At 67.3% G+C, this 17,846-nt stretch carries 16 protein-coding genes and 1 pseudogene; 12 read left to right on the top strand and 5 right to left on the bottom strand.

The features are described from left to right. Together ABQE89_RS08945 and ABQE89_RS08940 are read right to left on the bottom strand one after the other, a co-directional pair. On the bottom strand, window positions 1–888 hold the full coding sequence (locus ABQE89_RS08945) for an SDR family NAD(P)-dependent oxidoreductase (protein ID WP_448415960.1): 888 nt from the start codon (window positions 886–888) through the stop codon (window positions 1–3). Continuing rightward, window positions 885–2,813: a flavin-containing monooxygenase gene (locus ABQE89_RS08940; protein ID WP_448415959.1), complete on the bottom strand. Its 1,929-nt coding sequence runs from the start codon at window positions 2,811–2,813 to the stop codon at window positions 885–887. The genes ABQE89_RS08945 and ABQE89_RS08940 overlap by 4 nt, the downstream gene beginning before the upstream one ends. Window positions 2,814–2,913: 100 nt before the next feature. On the opposite strand from ABQE89_RS08940, the gene ABQE89_RS08935 reads away from it, so the two are divergent. From ABQE89_RS08935 to ABQE89_RS08885, 11 genes and pseudogenes are all read left to right on the top strand, one after another. After that, the gene (locus ABQE89_RS08935; RefSeq protein WP_448415958.1) at window positions 2,914–4,491 is read left to right on the top strand and encodes an acyl-CoA synthetase; all 1,578 of its coding nucleotides are present in this window, start codon (window positions 2,914–2,916) and stop codon (window positions 4,489–4,491) included. Between the two features lie 19 nt (window positions 4,492–4,510). Continuing rightward, the gene (locus ABQE89_RS08930; protein WP_448415957.1) at window positions 4,511–5,617 is read left to right on the top strand and encodes a zinc-binding dehydrogenase; all 1,107 of its coding nucleotides are present in this window, start codon (window positions 4,511–4,513) and stop codon (window positions 5,615–5,617) included. A 16-nt stretch (window positions 5,618–5,633) separates the two neighbouring features. Continuing rightward, window positions 5,634–7,052 (top strand): aldehyde dehydrogenase family protein, encoded by a 1,419-nt coding sequence (locus ABQE89_RS08925; protein ID WP_448415956.1) that lies wholly within the window; start codon window positions 5,634–5,636, stop codon window positions 7,050–7,052. Continuing rightward, on the top strand, window positions 7,049–8,206 hold the full coding sequence (locus tag ABQE89_RS08920) for an acyl-CoA dehydrogenase family protein (protein ID WP_448415955.1): 1,158 nt from the start codon (window positions 7,049–7,051) through the stop codon (window positions 8,204–8,206). The genes ABQE89_RS08925 and ABQE89_RS08920 overlap by 4 nt, the downstream gene beginning before the upstream one ends. Further along, complete coding sequence (locus ABQE89_RS08915) at window positions 8,203–9,213, top strand: acyl-CoA dehydrogenase family protein (RefSeq protein ID WP_448415954.1); 1,011 nt, start codon at window positions 8,203–8,205, stop codon at window positions 9,211–9,213. Before ABQE89_RS08920 ends, ABQE89_RS08915 begins: the two co-directional genes overlap by 4 nt. Window positions 9,214–9,294: 81 nt before the next feature. After that, window positions 9,295–9,786 carry a nuclear transport factor 2 family protein gene (locus tag ABQE89_RS08910; protein WP_448415953.1) on the top strand — a complete coding sequence of 164 codons (492 nt, stop codon included), beginning with the start codon at window positions 9,295–9,297 and terminating at the stop codon, window positions 9,784–9,786. A 4-nt stretch (window positions 9,787–9,790) separates the two neighbouring features. Beyond that, a complete protein-coding gene (locus tag ABQE89_RS08905) occupies window positions 9,791–10,642 on the top strand; it encodes an SDR family oxidoreductase (protein WP_448415952.1) in 852 nt (283 codons plus the stop codon). A 26-nt stretch (window positions 10,643–10,668) separates the two neighbouring features. Further along, window positions 10,669–11,460, top strand: coding sequence for an SDR family NAD(P)-dependent oxidoreductase (locus tag ABQE89_RS08900; protein ID WP_448415951.1), 792 nt, complete (start codon window positions 10,669–10,671; stop codon window positions 11,458–11,460). An 8-nt stretch (window positions 11,461–11,468) separates the two neighbouring features. After that, window positions 11,469–11,669, top strand: a pseudogene (locus ABQE89_RS08895) (FAD-dependent oxidoreductase); the annotation flags it as partial. Next, the gene (locus ABQE89_RS08890; protein WP_448415950.1) at window positions 11,669–12,613 is read left to right on the top strand and encodes an alpha/beta hydrolase; all 945 of its coding nucleotides are present in this window, start codon (window positions 11,669–11,671) and stop codon (window positions 12,611–12,613) included. The pseudogene ABQE89_RS08895 and the gene ABQE89_RS08890, both read left to right, overlap by 1 nt. 99 nt (window positions 12,614–12,712) lie before the next feature. Next, on the top strand, window positions 12,713–13,789 hold the full coding sequence (locus tag ABQE89_RS08885) for a hypothetical protein (RefSeq protein ID WP_448415949.1): 1,077 nt from the start codon (window positions 12,713–12,715) through the stop codon (window positions 13,787–13,789). Between the two features lie 4 nt (window positions 13,790–13,793). Here ABQE89_RS08885 and ABQE89_RS08880 read toward each other — a convergent pair whose 3' ends face one another. The 3 genes from ABQE89_RS08880 to ABQE89_RS08870 are packed head-to-tail and all read right to left on the bottom strand — an operon-like array spanning window position 13,794 to window position 16,034. Continuing rightward, complete coding sequence (locus tag ABQE89_RS08880; protein WP_448415948.1) at window positions 13,794–14,606, bottom strand: SDR family NAD(P)-dependent oxidoreductase; 813 nt, start codon at window positions 14,604–14,606, stop codon at window positions 13,794–13,796. A gap of 9 nt (window positions 14,607–14,615) precedes the next feature. Beyond that, window positions 14,616–14,903 carry a ferredoxin gene (locus tag ABQE89_RS08875; RefSeq protein WP_448415947.1) on the bottom strand — a complete coding sequence of 96 codons (288 nt, stop codon included), beginning with the start codon at window positions 14,901–14,903 and terminating at the stop codon, window positions 14,616–14,618. Further along, entirely contained in the window at window positions 14,904–16,034 is a 1,131-nt protein-coding gene (locus ABQE89_RS08870) for a 3-ketosteroid-9-alpha-monooxygenase, oxygenase component (protein ID WP_448415946.1), read from the bottom strand. Between the two features lie 101 nt (window positions 16,035–16,135). Here ABQE89_RS08870 and ABQE89_RS08865 point away from each other — a divergent pair. Then, on the top strand, window positions 16,136–17,846 hold a 1,711-nt coding region (locus ABQE89_RS08865), incomplete at its 3' end, for a 3-ketosteroid-delta-1-dehydrogenase (protein ID WP_448415945.1).

The following is a 17,846-nucleotide window of genomic DNA, read 5'->3' as shown; positions in this document are numbered from 1 at the left end:
CTAGATGCCCGCCGGTTTGATGTTCGGGTTGGCCGTCGCGGGCGGTTCCAGGGGCGGCAGCTCTGTGGCGCCGTCGAGCGTGTGCACGGTCAGGCCCTGCGACCACGGATAGTGCAGGCTGAACGCGACCAGTCCGGTGCGCTCGGCGGCCGGCAGGTGGCACATCGCGAGGACGGTTTCGGCCAGGTACTCCACCGGCTCAGTCGGGAAGGTGTCCGGAATGAGTTGGGCCGCACCGGGTGTGCGGATGGCGGTGGACGGACCAACGCAGTTCACCGCGATGTTCGAGTCGAGCAGTTCGGCGGCTACGCCCTGGGTGAAGCGGTGCAGGGCCGCCTTGCAGGAGGCGTAGACGACGTCACCCGACGTTTTGTTGTACTCGCGGTATGGCCGCACCGGGGCGACGCCGGTCACCGAGCCGATGTTGACGATCCAGCCCGCCCCCCGCTCGCGCATGTGCGGCACAGCCGCTTTGGCCAATACGAACGGTGTCCGCAGGTAATGCTCGACCGTGCGGTCGAAGGTATCGAGGCTCATCTCCTCGACGAGGGCGTAGTCCGCGAACCCGGCGTTGTTGACCAGGATGTCGAGGGTGCCGGTGCGTTCGACGACCTCGTCGATCAGCCGTTCACGCTGGTCGGCGTCCTCGAGGTCCGCGGCGATGCCGATCGCCCTGCCACCGGCCCGTTCGATCAACTCGATGGTCTCGCCGATCGTGCCCGGCAGAGCCGTGGCCGCACCGCCGCGGATCGATGTCGACGGCTCGAATGACCGCGCCGTCACGGCCACCGTGGCACCCTCAGCGGAAAGACGTTGTGCCACAGCGCGTCCGATACCCCGGCTGCTACCGGTGACCAGTGCCGTCTTGCCGGCCAGAAGTCCGGTCATCGGAATGTGAAGTGTTCTTCGACGGGTGCGCGGTGCTGATGCCACATGTCGACGAGACGGTACGGCGTGGCCACGACCACGCGACCGGAACCCGAGCGGTAGTAGGTGTGTGCGCTGGGGGTGTGGCACCACACCGTGCGCGACATCGCGTCGTCGATCTGCGCGACGTAGTCGTCGTAGGCCTGCCGCGTCACCTCCATTGTGGTGGCACCGCGCAGTGCGAGCAGTTGCAGGCACTCCATGATGTAGTGCGCGAGCACCTCCATGGAGAAGTTGGCACCCGCCCCGTGGCCCGGGCTGTAGTTCGGCGCCGAGGTGATGAACAGATTCGGGAAGCCCGGCACCGTGCCGCCGCGGTACGCGCGCGGGCTGTCGCCCCATTCCTCGCGCAGCGTCGTGCCGTCGCGGCCTCGGATGTCGAGCGTGGACAAGAAGTCGAGGTGGTATCCGGTGGCGTAGACGATCACGTCGAGATCGATCTGCCTGCCGTCCTCGGTGACGATGCCGTCGGCGTTCACGGCGGCCGGTTCGCTGGCTTCGACGTCGACGTGGTCCCGGGTCAGCGCCGCGTAGTAGCCGCCCGGATCACGGACGATTCGCTTGCCGTACGGCGCGAAGTCCGGGGTGACCTTCTTCGCAAGCTCCGAGCCTTCGCCGAAGGTCTGGTGGATGTACTCCAGACACATCTGCAACAGGGTGTCGTTGGCCTGTGAGATCGACAGATGGTCCTTCGCCCACGCCGGGTCACGCAGGATCACGGGATAGTTGTTGTCGGCCGTCGCCCAATACGACTTCAACCGGTGCCAGTTCGCGTAGTACGGCAGGTGCCGTCCGAGATAGCGCCGATACTCCGGAACGTCGTCGGAGAGCCGCTTGCGCGGGGCCACCCAGTGCGGCTGACGTTGAAAGACGGTCAGGTGCTCGACCTCGTCCACGCATGCGTCGACGATCTGCACGGCGGTACATCCTGCGCCGATGACGGCGACTCGCTTGCCGGAGAGGTCCAGCGACGGGTCCCACAGCGCCGAGTGAACGCTGGTGCCGCCGAACGATTCCCGGCCGGGAACATCGGGCCACCGGGGCCGGTTGAGGTAGCCGGCCGCGGTGATGACCGCCCGCGCGTAGCTGAGGTCACGGTTACCGTCGCGGTCGACCGCGTGGATCTGCCACTGCTTGCGCTCGTCGTCCCACCACAGGGCCTGCACCTCGGTGCCGAACCGGGTGTGCTCACGCAGTCCGTACTTGTCGGCCAGGTTCACCAGGTAGTTCTGGTACTCCGCGCCCTGCGGATAGTAGCTCGACCAGTCGGGGTTGACCTCCCGCGAAAGCGAGTAGTACGCCGACGGGGTGTCGACACCGATCCCGGGGTACCTCGTCGTCAGCCAGGTGCCCCCGACCTCGTCGTTGCGGTCGAAGATCTGGTACTTCACCCCCGCGTCGGCGGCGGCCAGCGCGGTGATGATGCCGGCGATGCCGGCGCCGACGATCGCCACCGTCGTCGTCGGCGGGATCGGCACCGTGCGCGGCAGCGTGGGTTGCGAGAGGTGAAAACCGCCCTGCTCCAGCAGAAGCGAGACGAACTCGCCGTCGACGTCGGAACCCAGCGCCACCGGCAGTGCACGGGTGAACAGACCGATGTCATCGGCGGCGAACGCCTCATCGGCTCGCGGCGACGTCACCGCCGTGATGACCGCGTCGACGAGCGATGTCATGGTTTCGGCGTCGGTGACACCGACGCGCTCGGGCGGATCGGGTTCGTGGGAGATTTTCGGCCTGAACCGGTCGATCACGGACTGATCACCCGTCAGCTGAGCCAGCACCGCGACCAGAACGCCGGGGTCCGCCTGAACGAGGTTCGCCCTCAGTTCGTCGCGGTCGACGACCGAGGCACGCGGCGACGGGAGGGCTCGAGCATCAACAGTCACACGTCGAGTATCGGGGCGACACAGCAGATTGGACACTGCCCTGCCTACTGAGCGGGACATCCACCGCCCGCGCCGCCCCGTTCGGGCCTACGCTGCCGCCATGGATCTGGACGCTGTGGTCGATCAGGCACGCAGCCACACCCTCGGGGACATTCCGCGCCGATCGGCCCGCAAGCAACCCGACAAGACCGCGATCATCGACGGCGGCGTCGTGTTGACCTTCGCCGAGTTCGACCATCTCGTGGATCGGGCCGCAGCAGCATTGCAGGACAACGGCTTCCGGCCGGGCGACCGGGTGGCGTTGTTGGCCCGCAACTGCTGGCAGTACGCGGTGCTCGCCTTTGCCACCGCCCGCGTCGCAGTGGTGCTGGTGCCGATCAACTTCATGCTGACGGCCGAGGAGGTCGCCTACATCCTCGGCCACAGCAAAGCCGACGGCTTCATCGTCGAAGCCGAGCTGGCGGCCGTCGCCGAGAATGCGATGCGCATCGCCGGATCGGTGCGCACCAAGGCCGCGATCGCCCGGCCCGGGCAGGACGTTCCGCCAGGTTGGGACGACTTCGCCCAATGGCTTTCCACCACCACCGCCGCGCCGAATCCGCGCGTCGCGGATGACCAGCTGCTGAGGTTGATGTACACCAGCGGTACCGAGTCGCGCCCCAAGGGCGCGATGCACACCAGTCGCAGCCTGCTGTGGCAGTACGTCAGCACCATCGTCGCCGGCTCGATGGCCGGTGACGACGTCGAAATCCACTCGCTGCCGCTGTATCACTGCGCACAGCTGGACAACTTCCTGGCCACCGACATCTATCTCGGCGCGACCAGCATCATCCTGCCCGGGCCCGATCCGGAGACGGTGCTGCACACGATCGCCCGCTACCGGGTGACCAACTACTTCGCACCGCCGACGGTGTGGATCAGCCTGTTGCGTTGCCCGGTGTTCGACAAGGTCGATCTGTCGAGCCTGCGCAAGGGCTACTACGGCGCTTCGGCGATGCCGACCGAGATCCTTTCCGAAATCCGCGACCGGCTGCCGAACCTGAGGTTGTGGAACTTTTACGGACAGACCGAGTTGGCGCCGCTGGCGTCCGCGCTCGGGCCCGACGAGCAGGACGCCCACGCCGGTTCCGCGGGACGGCCGGTGGTGAACGTGGAGACGACGATCCTCGACGAGCACGACGCGCCCGTCGCAACCGGCGTGGTGGGCGAGATCGCCCACCGCAGCCCGCACCTGATGCTCGGCTACCTCGACGACCCGGCCAAGACGGCAGAAGCGTTCCGCGGCGGCTGGTTCCACTCCGGTGACCTGGGCTACTACGACGAACACGGTCTCCTGCATGTGGTCGACCGCAAGAAGGACATGATCAAGACCGGTGGCGAGAATGTCGCCAGCCGCGAAGTCGAGGAGGTTCTCTACCGGCACAACGGGGTTCAGGAGGTCGCGGTCTTCGGTCTTCCGCATCCGACATGGGTCGAGACCGTGGTCGCCGCGGTGGTCTCCCGCGAGGGTGCCGACCTGAGCGAAGACGACCTGATCGCGCACTGCCGCGAGCACCTGGCCGGGTTCAAGACCCCCAAGCACGTCTTCTTCGTCGATGCACTCCCGAAGAACCCGAGCGGCAAGCTGCTCAAACGTGAACTGCGCGAACGATTCGCGGCCGAACCGCTGAGCCGCTGAGCCAGAAGGGAACTGTCAGTTGTTCACAGGACGTATCGCGCGCTTCGACGCGCCCGGAAAGCCGTTCGAGATCGAAACCGTGAACTTGGCCGAGGTCGGCCCCGGCGAGATCTTGATCAAGGTGGCCAGGACCAACATCTGTGGATCGGACCTGCACGCGTGGCACGGCACCTTCGCCACCGGTGGGCTGGGAGGCCAACTTCCGACGGTGCTCGGTCACGAGATGGTGGGCGCGGTCGAAGAGCTGGGTGACGGCGTCACGGCGGACTCCAACGGCGCACCTCTGAAGAAGGGCAGCCGGGTGGTGTTTCCGTACTTCTTTTCCTGCCACCGGTGCCGAAACTGCCTGGCGGGCAGGCGCAACGCGTGCCTGAACCTCGCGATGGCCATGCTCGGACGCGCCGACGCGCCACCCTATTTCGTCGGCGGCTACGGGGATTACTTCCTGCTGCCGGCCAAAGCGGTGGTGTACACGGTGCCCGACCGGGTCAGCGACGACATCGCTTCGGGCGCCAACTGTGCGCTGTCCCAGGTGATGTACGGGTTGGAGCGCGTCGACCAGACACTCGGTGAAACCGTGGTCGTGCAGGGTGCCGGCGCGCTGGGCCTGTACGCGGTCGCGGTGGCCAAGGCCCGCGGCGCCGCGCGCGTCATCGCCGTCGACGGGGTGCCCGAGCGACTCGAGTTGGCGAGGGCGTTCGGTGCGGACGCGGTGATCGATCTCAACGCGGCCGCCACGGTGAAGGACCGCACGAAGATCGTCCGCGAGCTGACCGACGGCCATGGTGCCGACGTGGTGGTCGAGGTCGTCGGTCACCCGTCCGCCATCGACGAGGGCCTCAAAATGCTGGGCCAGTTCGGTCGCTATGTGGAGATCGGCAACATCAACATCGGCAAGACATTCGAATTCGACCCGTCGCGCTTCGTCTTCGCCAACAAGACGATGGTCGGGGTCTCGCTGTACGAACCGCCGGTGCTGTCGCGGGCGCTGACGTTCCTCGACCAGCACCAGGACACCCTCCCCCTGCACCGGCTGGCTGCAGCGCAGTATCCGCTCGACGAGATCAACGAGGCCTTCGCCGCCGCCGAGCACAAGCGCGACGTCCGCGCGAGCATCGTTCCCTGATCCGCCGAGGAGATCCATGCACGACTACACCCGTAAGACGCTGTTCATCGACGGACACTGGGTGACACCGTCGGCGGGCGACGTGATCGAGGTGATCGACCCGGCGTCCGAGAAGGCGATCGGTTGCGTGCCCGACGGGACTGTCGCCGACGTGGACGCGGCGGTGGCCGCCGCCCGTCGCGCCTTCGACCCGTTGATCAGCATCGCTGAACGACGTGACCGGCTGGCCCGGGTGATCGCCGCGATGGAGAAACGGTTGCCCGACATCGCCGAGACCATCACCCGGGAGATGGGCGCCCCGGTCCGCATCGCCCAAGGCGTACAGACCCAGGTACCGCTGGCCGTGGCGCGCGGCTTCGCCGACGTTCTCGATACCTTCGAATTCGAAGAGCGTGTGGGCAACTCGTTGGTGCTGCGCGAGCCGTACGGTGTGGTCGGCGCCATCACCCCTTGGAACTACCCGCTGTATCAGGTGGTGGCCAAGGTGCTGCCCGCGATCGCCGCGGGCTGCACCGTCGTCCTCAAGCCGAGCAACGAGGCGCCGCTGTCGGTGTTCGAGTTCATCGAAGCGGTCGAGGAGGCCGGACTTCCCGACGGCGTGGTGACCCTGGTGTCGGGCAGCGGCCGCGTGGTGGGCGAGCGCATCGCGTCGCATCCCGACGTCGACGTGGTGTCGTTCACCGGGTCGACCGCCGTGGGCCGCCGGGTCGCCGAGCTCGCCGCCGGGTCGGTGAAAAAGGTCGCGCTCGAACTCGGCGGCAAATCCGCCAACGTCATCCTCGACGGCGGCGACCTGACTACCGCGGTGAAGGTCGGCGTGGGCAACGCGTTCCTCAACGGCGGACAGACCTGCATGGCGTGGACCCGGATGCTGGTGCCGCGCTCGCGCTACGACGAGGCCCTCGAACTGGTGGAGGCCGCCGCCGCCAAGTACACCGTCGGCGACCCGTCCGAGGCCGGCACCCGGATCGGGCCCCTGGCCTCGGCCGCGCAGTTCGAGTCGGTACGCGGGTTCATCGACCGCGCGCGCCGCGACGGCGCCCGCCTGCTCACCGGTGGATCCGAACCGGTCCGCGACGCCGGCTACTACGTCGCCCCGACCGTGTTCGCCGACGTCGACCCCGCCTCCGAGTTGGGCCAGGAGGAGGTGTTCGGGCCGGTGCTCGCGGTGATTCCGTTCCGGGACGCCGACGACGCCCTTCGCATCGCCAACGGCACGCCCTACGGGCTCGCGGGCGCGGTGTGGGGTCCCGACCTCGACACGGCCATTGCGTTCGCGCGGCGGGTGCAGACCGGACAGCTCGACGTCAACGGCGGCATGTACAACCCGGTCGCGCCGTTCGGCGGGTACAAGAAGTCCGGTGTCGGCCGGGAGCTCGGCCGCGCGGGGTTCGAGGAATTCCTGCAGACCAAGTCCCTACAGTTGCCGTCATGAGCACACCGCAGACGCTCCCCCGCCTCGTTCCCCCGGCGGCCGTCGACGCCGCTGCGACGGCGGCCCTGCGAGCCGAGGTCCGCGAGTTCCTCGCCGAGCAGCGTGCCGCGGGCGCCTTCACGCCGTCGGTCGACGCGTGGCTGACGGGATGGGACGAGGATTTCACCAAAGCGCTTGCCGCACAAGGTTATCTCGGGATGACCGTGCCGGTCGAGTACGGCGGGCACGGCCGCTCCTTCGTCGAACGGTTCGCGGTGACCGAGGAACTGCTCGCCGCGGGTGCACCGGTCGCGGCGCACTGGATCGCCGATCGGCAGATCGTGCCGTCGTTGCTCAAGTACGGCACGGAAATGCAGAAGAACGAGTTCCTTCCCCGGATCGTGCGCGGCGAGTGCTTCTTCGGCATCGGCATGAGCGAACCCGATTCCGGCTCCGATCTCGCGAGCGTGCGCACCAAGGCGGTTCAGCTGGACGGTGGATGGTCGCTGTCGGGGACGAAGGTGTGGACCTCGGGGGCGCACTACGCGCATGCGTTCATCGCGCTGGCCCGCACGGCGCCCGTCGATCCGGACAACCGCCACGCCGGGTTGAGTCAGTTCATCGTCGACCTGCGCGGGCCGGGTGTGCACATCCGGCCCGTCGTCTCGATGAACGGCGCACACCACTTCAACGAGGTGATCCTCGACGGCGCCGTCGTGCCCGACGACATGGTGTTCGGTGAGATCGGTGCGGGCTGGCGCCAGGTCACCTCGGAGCTCGCCTTCGAACGCAGCGGGCCCGAGCGGTTTCTGTCGACCTTCGTGCTGTTGCGGGCGTGCGCCGAGAAAGTGGCCGCACAGGAGCTTTCGCGGGACGCAGGCCTCGGCCGCCTCGTCGCCAGAACCGCCGGACTGCACCAGATGTCGACCGCCGTCGCGGGCGCACTGGAGCGGCGCGAGCCCGCAGATGTTCCCGCGGCGGTGGTCAAGGTGCTCGGCACCACCACCGAGGGCGACATCGCCGACTACGCCGACACACTGACCGACGCGACCACGGACCCCGATCTCGGCGAACTGGTTTCGCAGGCCGTGGACCAGCGCCCGGGCTTCACGCTGCGCGGCGGCACCAACGAGGTGTTGCGCGGCGTGATCGCACGAGGGTTGGGGCTGCGATGAATGTCGATCCGGCGCTCGTCGAGATGATGGACGCGGTCTTCGCCGAGTACCGCGACGCCCACCCAGTGGCGAAGACCGTCGAACGGGACTCCGAGTTGTGGCGGCGCCTCGACGACCTGGGCCTGGTCCGCCTGACCGGCGCCGAGGAGTCGGGCGGCAGCGGAGCGGGTTGGTTCGAGGCCGCCGAACTGCTGACGGCCGCCGCCCGCAACGCGGTGCGAACACCGGTGGCCGAACACGACCTGCTGGCCTGCTGGCTGCTCGAGGCGAACGAGATGGGCAGCGACGACGCGGTGCGCACCGTGTGCCTGCTCGGCGACGACGGCACCGCCAGCGGTGTCCCCTGGGCCGCGGTCAGTGACCGGGTGGTCGTTGTCTGGCGCGTCGGCGACGACCACCGCGTCGCCGACGTCGGCGCCGCCGCGCTCGCAATCACGCCCGGCGCCAACCTGATCGGTGAACCCCGCGACTCCGTCGAGGTCGACGTCGCCACGCTCGACGGCGTACCGGTGACCTCCGGTCTGGTGGCCGAATTGTGGCTGAGAGCCGCGATGGTGCGGGCGATCCAGGTGTGCGCGACGCTCGACCGAATCGTCGCGTCGTCGGTCGAACACGCCGCGTCGCGAATCCAGTTCGGCCGTCCCCTGTCCCGATTCCAGGCCGTCCAGCACCTGATCGCCGACCTGGCCGCCGAAGCGGCGTTGGCGCGGGCGGCGACCGAGGCCGCGCTGACAACCGCCGTCACGAGCGACTGGTCGACGGGCAACCTCGCCTTCCGCGTCGCGGCGGCACGCTCCTGCGTCGGTCATGCCACGTCGGTCGTGGTGCGCAACGCCCACCAGGTCCACGGCGCGATCGGCACCACCTTCGAGCACCGGTTGCACGAGTTCACCCGCGCCGCACTCGCGTGGCGATCCGAATTCGGGACGGTGCGCTACTGGGACGAACAGGTCACCAACGCGACCCTGGCTGCCGGCCCCGACATGTGGAGCCTGATCGTAGACTGACCCGGGCACCGGGCCGCGTGGCGTTCCACTGACCGGGCATCGTCCCGCCACGCCACGGTCGGAGGCGGTTGACTCGCACCCATGAGCAACGAGATCACGCTGTCCGAGGTCCAGGAGTTCATCGCCGCCTTCTGGTACCACTACGACCAGGGTCACTTCGCCGAACTCGGATCCCGGCTCGGCGACGAGATGGAATATCTGAGCCGATCCGATTCCGGGAACTGCCCGTTCGAGGACCTGCTGGCCGCCGAGTTGCACGGCAAAGACGAAACGTTGGCGTGGTTGACCCAGCACCGCAACGAGAATCCCTACCCGCTGCGCCACCACGCCACCAACGTCTTCCGCACCGGCGTCGACGGGGACGTCACCACCGCACGCTTCTACCTGTACGTCAACCAGGTGACGAACAACGTTCCGTTCGACGTCTCCAGCGGCGTGGTCGACGTCGGCATCCGCCGCTCTGACAACCGACTGGTCTTCACCTCGATGACCGTGATCCTCGACGCCGAGGACTCGATTCCGTTCGCCGAACACGCCGCCAAGACCGCCGCCGCGGCATCGGCCGGCTCGTAACGCGGTGGACGCACACACGGCTTTCGGCGGTGGTGTCGCGGTCATCACCGGTGCAGGCAACGGGATAGGCGCGGGGCTGGCACGCCATGCCGCCGCGCTGGGCATGACCGTCGTGCTCGTCGACATCGACGCCTCGGCGATCGCGGCGCTTCGCGACGAGCTCCCGGGCTCGGTGGACCAGGTGTGCGATGTGCGTGATCCCGCGGCGCTCGAAAAAGTTGCCGCACAGGTGTATTCGGAGATCGGCCCGGTCCGGCTGTTGGTCAACAACGCAGGTGTCGAGCAGTTCGGGTATCTGTGGGACACCCCCGTCGCCAATTGGGATCGACTGGTGGACATCAACGTCAACGGCGTGTTCTACGGCGTCCGCGCGTTCCTGCCGCGGATGATCGCCGCGGACACCCGGTCGTGGGTGTGGAACCTGTCGTCCATCGGCGGCGTCGCCGTCGTACCGCTTCAGGCGCCCTACATCATGAGCAAGCATGCGGTGCTGGCGCTGACCGAATGTCTGCGCCTGGAGGTCGCACTGGCCGGCCATGGCGACCGGATCCACGTACAGGCGGTGCTGCCTGGCGCGGTGAAGTCCAACATCTTCGAAGCGGCCGGTGGGGTCGACGACGGCGACGTCGGGGCCGCCGAATCGCAGCGGGCGGCGATGCTCGACATCAAGGCCGAGGCAATGGATCCGCTCGAAGCGGCACAGGTGGTGTTCGAGCAGGCCGCCGCGGGCGAGTTCTACCTGCTCACCCAGCCCGAGTATGTGGGCAACGCGATGTCCGAGCGGGCTGCGATCCTCGCTGAGCGCCGCGCACCGGTCCTGCGCACCAAGCAGCGATTCGACCCCGCACGGCACTGACCGGATCCGGCTGAAAGAAGGTCGACGTGCAGATCGCCGACAGAGTGTTCGTAGTGACCGGCGCAGGCAACGGTATGGGCCGGCAAGTCACGCTTGGTCTTTCCCGCCGAGGCGCCCGCGTCGCGGCGGTGGACCTCGATGCCGCCGGGCTGGCCGGCACGGCTGAGCTTGCGGGCCAGACGGGCTCCCCGGTGTCGACCCACGTTCTCGACGTCACCGACGACGAGGCCGTCGCGGCGCTACCGCATGTGGTGACAGAGACACACGGGCAGGTCGACGGGCTGGTCAACATCGCCGGCGTCATACACCGGTTCGCACCGTTCGCCGAACTCTCCCCGGCGGAGACCAACCACATCATGGCCGTCAACTTCGAAGGCACGGTGCGCATGTGCCGCACGTTCCTGCCGACCTTGCTGGCACGTCCGGAGGCGAACATCACGAACATGTCGAGTCTTTCCGCGCTGTTGCCGTTCGCCAGCCAGACGCTGTACAGCGCGAGCAAGGGTGCGGTCAAGCAGTTCAGCGAAGGTCTCTACGCCGAACTGTGCGACACCAACGTCCATGTGGTGACGGTGTTTCCGGGCAACATCGACACCAACCTGACGGGCAACTCCGGGGTGCAGATGCTCGATGCCGGCGGCAGGAAAGTCCGTTCCACCAGCCCCGAGGCCGCGGGCGACAAGATCGTCGACGGCATCGCCGATGACCGCTTCCGCGTCCTGATCGGCACGGATGCGCGGGCTCTCGACATCCTGACCCGGCTGTCGGCGAAGCGCGCCACCCGGTTGGTCGCCAAACAGATCAAGTCGGTGCTGTGAGAGTGAACATGCCAACAACAACCGAGTACGACGTCATCGTCGTCGGGTTCGGGGCTGCCGGTGCCGCCGCGGCGATCGAGGCCGCCGACCGCGGAGCACGCGTGCTGGTGCTGGACCGCGGATACGGTGGCGGGGCCACCGCGCTGTCGGGCGGAATCATCTACGCGGGCGCCACCCTGCAGTCGGCATCAGGCGACCGAGATCAGCTGTGACGCAATACCCTCTGGATCCGGACGCCGCCGAGCGCGTCGCTGCCTTCGGGCCGATTCCCCCGATGCGTCAGCGTGGTCTCACGGAGGTTCGGCGGGCGATCGAATCAGCACCGCACCCCGACGACATGCCAGAGCTGGCTGACATCGAGAATCTGTTCGTCCCCGGTCCGGGAGGATCTGTCCCGATCCGGATCTATCGGCCGACCCACGCCGACAACTCCCCCGTCCTGGTCTATTTCCACGGTGGCGGAATGGTATTGGGATCCAATCACTCGTTCGAGCCGCTCGCCCGGACGCTGGCCGCCGAAAGTGGCGCCGCGGTGATATCCGTCGACTATCGATTGGCACCCGAGGCGCCCGCGCCGGCGCAGTTCGAGGACGCCTATGCAGCCGCCTCGTATGTCGCGTCGAACGCCGACGCGCTTCGCGTCGACGCCAAGCAGATGGCGGTCATCGGCGACAGCGCCGGCGGCTCGTTGGCAGCGGGAGTCGCTCTTGCCGCACGCGACCGCGGCGGCCCGTCCATCCACTGCCAGGTGCTGATGTATCCGGGGCTGGACCGCGACATGACCTGCGAGTCGATCGTGAGCATGCCCGACGCGCCGATGCTGCGCCGCGACGACATTGACTTCATGCACGAACTCGCGGACCGGGGGGTGAGCACACCGCCGGACCAATACCGATTCCCGGCAATGGCAACCGACCTGACCGGGCTGCCGCAGGCCATCGTCGTCACCGCCGCGTGTGATCCGATCCGCGACTGGGGCGAGCGGTATGCGCTTCGACTGCGCGACGCCGGGGTACAGACCACGCTGACCCGCTATCCCGGCGTCTACCACGGGTTCCTGATGCGCTCGGACGCGACGGCGCGGGGGCGCCTGGCGGTGGCCGAGATCGGTGCGTTGTTACGCGCCAAATTCGCCAACCCGCTCCCGCGGTAGCGGCAAACTGGGCCTCCGCGTCTGCTCGCCGCAAAAGCGGCGTCCCGATCACCGGACAGGTGACCATCCGGCGGCCCATGGCCGCGCCACAATCGAGCCATGCTTACCGAACAGCAGCGGATCGAGCTTTCCGACGTTCTGCGGCCTGCCTCACCGCCCCGCGAGATCGACAATGTCTATACCGACGACCAACGCGAACGCCTCCTCGATGTGGTGCGCACGCAGGGGCCGTGGAAGCTGATCATCGCCCAGCACTTCGCGTCGGCCGAGGAACTGATGGCCACCCTGAGCGGACTGTTTCCCGAGGGGTTCACCCCGTCGCTGGACCTGTTCTTGACCGCGACGTTCCGTGGCTACCTGGCGAATTACGGCACGGTGCTGTACCCGGAACTGCACGACTGCTTCTACAACCAGCGGTTCGTCGAACTCGCCAAGAGTTACTGGGGCGCCGAGTACGCCAAACCCCAGATGATGCTGTTCAACATCAACGGGCCGTGCGCCAACCGCGATCCCGGCCATCTGGATTCCCCGAGCTTTCGCGGTGTCCGCCACGAGAATGCGCCCACATGGCTGTGCAGCGTGATGGGCAAGTCGGGGTTGTTTCAGGACTACCTGATCAAAATGGCGCAGGTGATCACCTGGTTCTCGCTCGACGAGGGCAGCGGTTTCACCTACTGGCCCGACGGTCCGCTCAAGGAGCCGCGACGTGTCCTGCCGCCGATCTACAACCGCGGTGTGCTCGTGCAGAACGAGATGATGGTGCATCGCGGCGAGGCGAACGGGCCGCTGGAACTGCAGACGCCGCCGGGCCTTGGCTTCGACACCGTGTTCACCGGCGATCCCGCTGACCGCAACCACTGGCTGCTCAAGAACGGCGACGATGTGATCGCCCGTCACCACACCGACGAGTTGCGGTTCCTGGTGCACTGGTCGGCCGAGGTGTTCACCGACTTCGACGAACTGAAGAAGAACATGGACGGCAGCGACGATCTCACCGTCGACAAAGCCATCGACATGCTCGTCGACGACGTTCACAAGAAGGGCATCAAGCTCGACGTGCCCAGCGAACCACTGCACGACCCGGAATTCATCGCCTCGCTCAACGCGGTCTACGACCTGGGCGGTCCGACGACCTACCCCGAGGAAGCGCCGATCAGCGCGTTCCAGCTGACCTGAGTCGTCACCGCACGACCACGTCGCTGGGCGTGCGCGGCGAGCCCAGCATGTCGCGGTGCGACGGCGGCTTCCTGCCGCCCTCGTCGGTGATGCCGTAGCGCTCGGCGAGTTCGGCAGCGATCAGGGTGTGCCCGCTGAGCTCGTCGAGTCTCGGATCGCGGTACAGCGCGTCGATCACCTGCCCGACGAACTCGGGTGTCTCGGCGTGCTGCGCCATCGCCGCCAGGCCCTCGGGGTTGCCGTCGAAAGCACTCCGCAGCTTCGCCGTCAGCAGGATTCCCATCCAGATCGATGCGGTGTGCACGGTGGTTCCGCGGAAGTCGACAGCCATATCGGCCGCCATCTTGTCGACACCGGCCTTCTGCGCGCCGTAGGCGGGTCCGTGCATGTAGCACACCGAACCCGGCGACGACGTGAACGCGATCAGTCCGCGCTCGCCGCGAAGTAACAGCGGAGCGGCGAAATACGACGCGACATACGCCGATCGCAGTCCCACGTCGAGGATCTCGGCCAAGTCGATGGGCTTGTCCCAGAACGGTTTCGGATCCGTCAGGGCGTCGTGCACCGCAGCGGCATTGTTGACCAGCAGGTCCAGCCGACCGCTGTCCTGCTCCACCCGCGTGAACAACGCGGCCACCGCCGCGTCATCGCGATGGTCCAGTTCCACAGCGACGGCGCCGCCACCGGGGTCCGTCACTGCCCTGCCCGTCACGTACACGCGCCACCCCATTGCCACCAGCGCCCTGGCGATGCCCTGGCCGGCGCCGCGGCTCCCGCCGGTCACCACCGCGACGCGCACCTCGACGCCCTCAGTCACAGCTCGAGATTACGGCGCTCCGTCAACCGTTTCGTCGACGACGCGCAGGACGCCACTCTCGGCCGCCTCGTCGATCGAGTCGCGCAGATCCGAACACACCAGAAACACTCCGCCGCTGTGCTTGTTGAGCATCTCTGCCTCACGTCGTTGCGGGCATCTGGCGGTTGCCTGCGCGTTCCACTGAATGCTGGTCTGCTGCCAGCTGCTCTTGCGGACAAGCACTTCGGCGGCGCAGCGCCGGCAACTCACCGGCACCGGCGGTAAGTCCTGCAGACGGTTGTCTGTCCGGACAGCCATTTAAGTCTGCGCGGCGCGTGCGGAGATGTTTTCCTCGACCTGCTTCTGCCAGGCCTCCCGGGGGCGGGCGACATCGATTTCGTACTCGAAGCGGTCAACCATGTCGGGTTCGATGTCGGCGACGTCGACGTAGAACTGCTCGTACCACCGCCGCAGCTGATACACCGGCCCGTCCTCTTCGCACAGCAACGGGTTGTCGATGCGGGCCTTGTTCTTCCAGATCGCCACGTCCTGCTCGAAGCCCACCTTCACCCAATCCCCGAGTGCGATGGCCGTGGCCATCGCCGCCTCCTCCGGCAGGGTCGCGGACTTCTTGACGATGATCCCGTATTGCAGCACAAACGAATTGGCGTCTATCGGGTAGTGACAGTTGAGCAGTATCGTCTTCTGGTCTTCGTGCTCGAAGTGATAGGTCAGATCGTCGATCATGAACGACGGTCCGTAATACGACGCGGCGGACGTGGTGCCCAGCATCCGCGGCTGGCCCTCCGGATGCGGTATGTCCTCGCGGGCACCGCTGTTCATGTACTGCGTGGCGATGTGTCCTTCGAAGATGTTCTTGAAGTAGGTGGGCATCGACCCGTGAATGTAGAAGAAGTGCGCCATGTCGACGACGTTGTCGATGATCTCGCGGCAGTTGGTGTTGACCACGGTGGTGTACCAGTGCCAGTCGGTCCACTCGTCGCTTTCCGCGCCTTCGATGCGGGGAATCGCCACCTCCTCCGGCGGGTTGCCCTCGGGATCGTTCCACACGAACAGCATCCCGTCCTGCTCGAGCGTCATCCAGGTCGCCGTCCGGGCCAGCCGCGGCGCCCGCTTGCTGTAGGGCACCTTCTTGCACCGGCCGTCACCACCCCAGCGCCAGTCATGGAAGGGGCACGCGATCTCGTTGCCCTTGACCTCGCCCTGCGACAGATCGCCGCCCATGTGCCGGCAATAGGCGTCGAGCACGTTGATCCTGCCGTCAGCGCTGCGGAACACCACCAGTTTCTGGCCGAAGGCATGCACCGTGTGCGGCTTGCCGTCCCCGAGTTCGCGGGCCAGGCCCAGGCAGTGCCAGCCGCGAGCGAACCGGGTCGGCGCCTGCTCCGTTTCGATCTGGCGGACCTCGACATCACTCTGCAACGTCATGGCTTCGTTCTACCGCGCAAGACCACCAGAAATCGGCGATCGTCCCGCTGGCAGGGAGGCTGGATTCGGTGGGCTGCGGCGGCTATCTACTGTCGTCAGACGTGACGACTCCCGACTCGACCACGATCCCTGCCGGATTGCCCGTCCAGGACACCGCCGTCGACCTTCTGGTCGTCGGATCAGGCACCGGGCTGGCCGCTGCGCTGGCGGCCAAGGAGCTGGGTATGTCGGTTCTGGTCGTCGAGAAGTCGTCCCATGTTGGGGGGTCGACCGCTCGCTCCGGCGGTGCGCTGTGGTTCCCGGCGAGCCCGATCCTCGAGGAGAACCGGGCCGGCGACACGATGGCGCGCGCGCAGGAATACCTGGACTCGGTCGTCGCCGGAACAGCGTCCCGGGAACGCTCCACAGCGTTTCTCGCCCACGTCGGTGCCACGGTGGAGATGTTGCGGCGGGCCACGCCGATGCGGCTGTTCTGGGCGAAGGACTATTCCGATTATCACCCCGAGAAGCCCGGTGGCACGGCGGCCGGTCGCACCTGCGAATGCCGGCCCCTGAACACGGCGATCCTCGGTGACTATCGCAGCCGGCTGCGCGGCGGCGTCATGGAAGTCAAGATCCCGATGCCCACGACGGGCGCCGATTACCGGTGGCTGAACCTGATGTCGCGAGTGCCGCGCAAAGGCCTGCCGACGGTCGCCAAGCGCCTCGTGCAGGGGGTCGGCGGGCTGCTGCTCGGCCGCCGCTACGCCGCGGGCGGTCAGGCCTTGGCCGCCGGGTTGTTCGCCGGTGTGCTGCGGGCGGATATCCCGATCTGGACCGGCAGCGTGCTGCGCCGCCTGACCGCCGAGGACGGCCGGGTCACCGGCGCCGTAATCGACCACGACGGACGCCAGGTCACGGTCACCGCGCGGCGCGGCGTGGTGCTGGCGGCAGGCGGATTCGACCACCGCATGGACATGAGATGGAAGTTCCAGTCCGAAGCCCTCGGCGCGTATATGAGCCTGGGCGCCGACACCAACACCGGGGATGCGATTCGCTGCGCCCAAGAACTCGGCGCCGCAATCGATTTGATGGATCAGGCGTGGTGGTTTCCCGCGGTCGCACCGCTGCCCGGGGGTGCACCGCTGGTGATGCTTGCCGAACGGTCGCTGCCCGGTTCGCTGATCGTCGACCACACCGGCACCAGGTTCGTCAACGAGGCAACGGATTACATGTCGTTCGGACAGCGTGTGCTCGAACGCGAACGCAGGGGCCATCCGGTCGAGACGATGTGGATCGTCTTCGACCAGCAGTACCGCAACAGCTATGTCTTCGGCGCTGAACTGTTCCCGCGCATGGCGATTCCGCGTGCCTGGTATGAGGCCGGCATCGCGCATCGCTCCTCGGACCTGGCTGACCTGGCAGCCAGAATGGGCGTTCCGGCGTCGCAGTTCATCGCCACGATGACGCGGTTCAACGAAATGTCGCGCGCCGGTGTCGACACCGACTTTCACCGGGGGGACAGCGCATACGACCGCTACTACGGCGACCCGACCATCAAACCCAACCCGAACCTGCGCGCGCTCGACAAGGCACCGTACTACGCGGTCAAGATGGTGCTCAGCGATCTCGGTACCTGCGGCGGTCTTCGCGCCGACGACCGCGCCCGGGTAGTCCGCGAAGACGGCAGCGTCATCGACGGCTTGTACGCGATCGGCAACACCGCAGCCAACGCGTTCGGCGCGTCGTATCCCGGCGCGGGCGCAACCATCGCCCAGGGCCTGGTGTTCGGGTATATCGCGGCGCGGCACGCCGGCGCGGTTACACCGAACG

It is taken from the genome of Mycolicibacterium sp. XJ1819 (assembly GCF_053483675.1).
The sequence above is the reverse complement of the archived record's forward strand: the minus strand, read 5'-3'. Positions and strand labels throughout refer to the sequence as shown.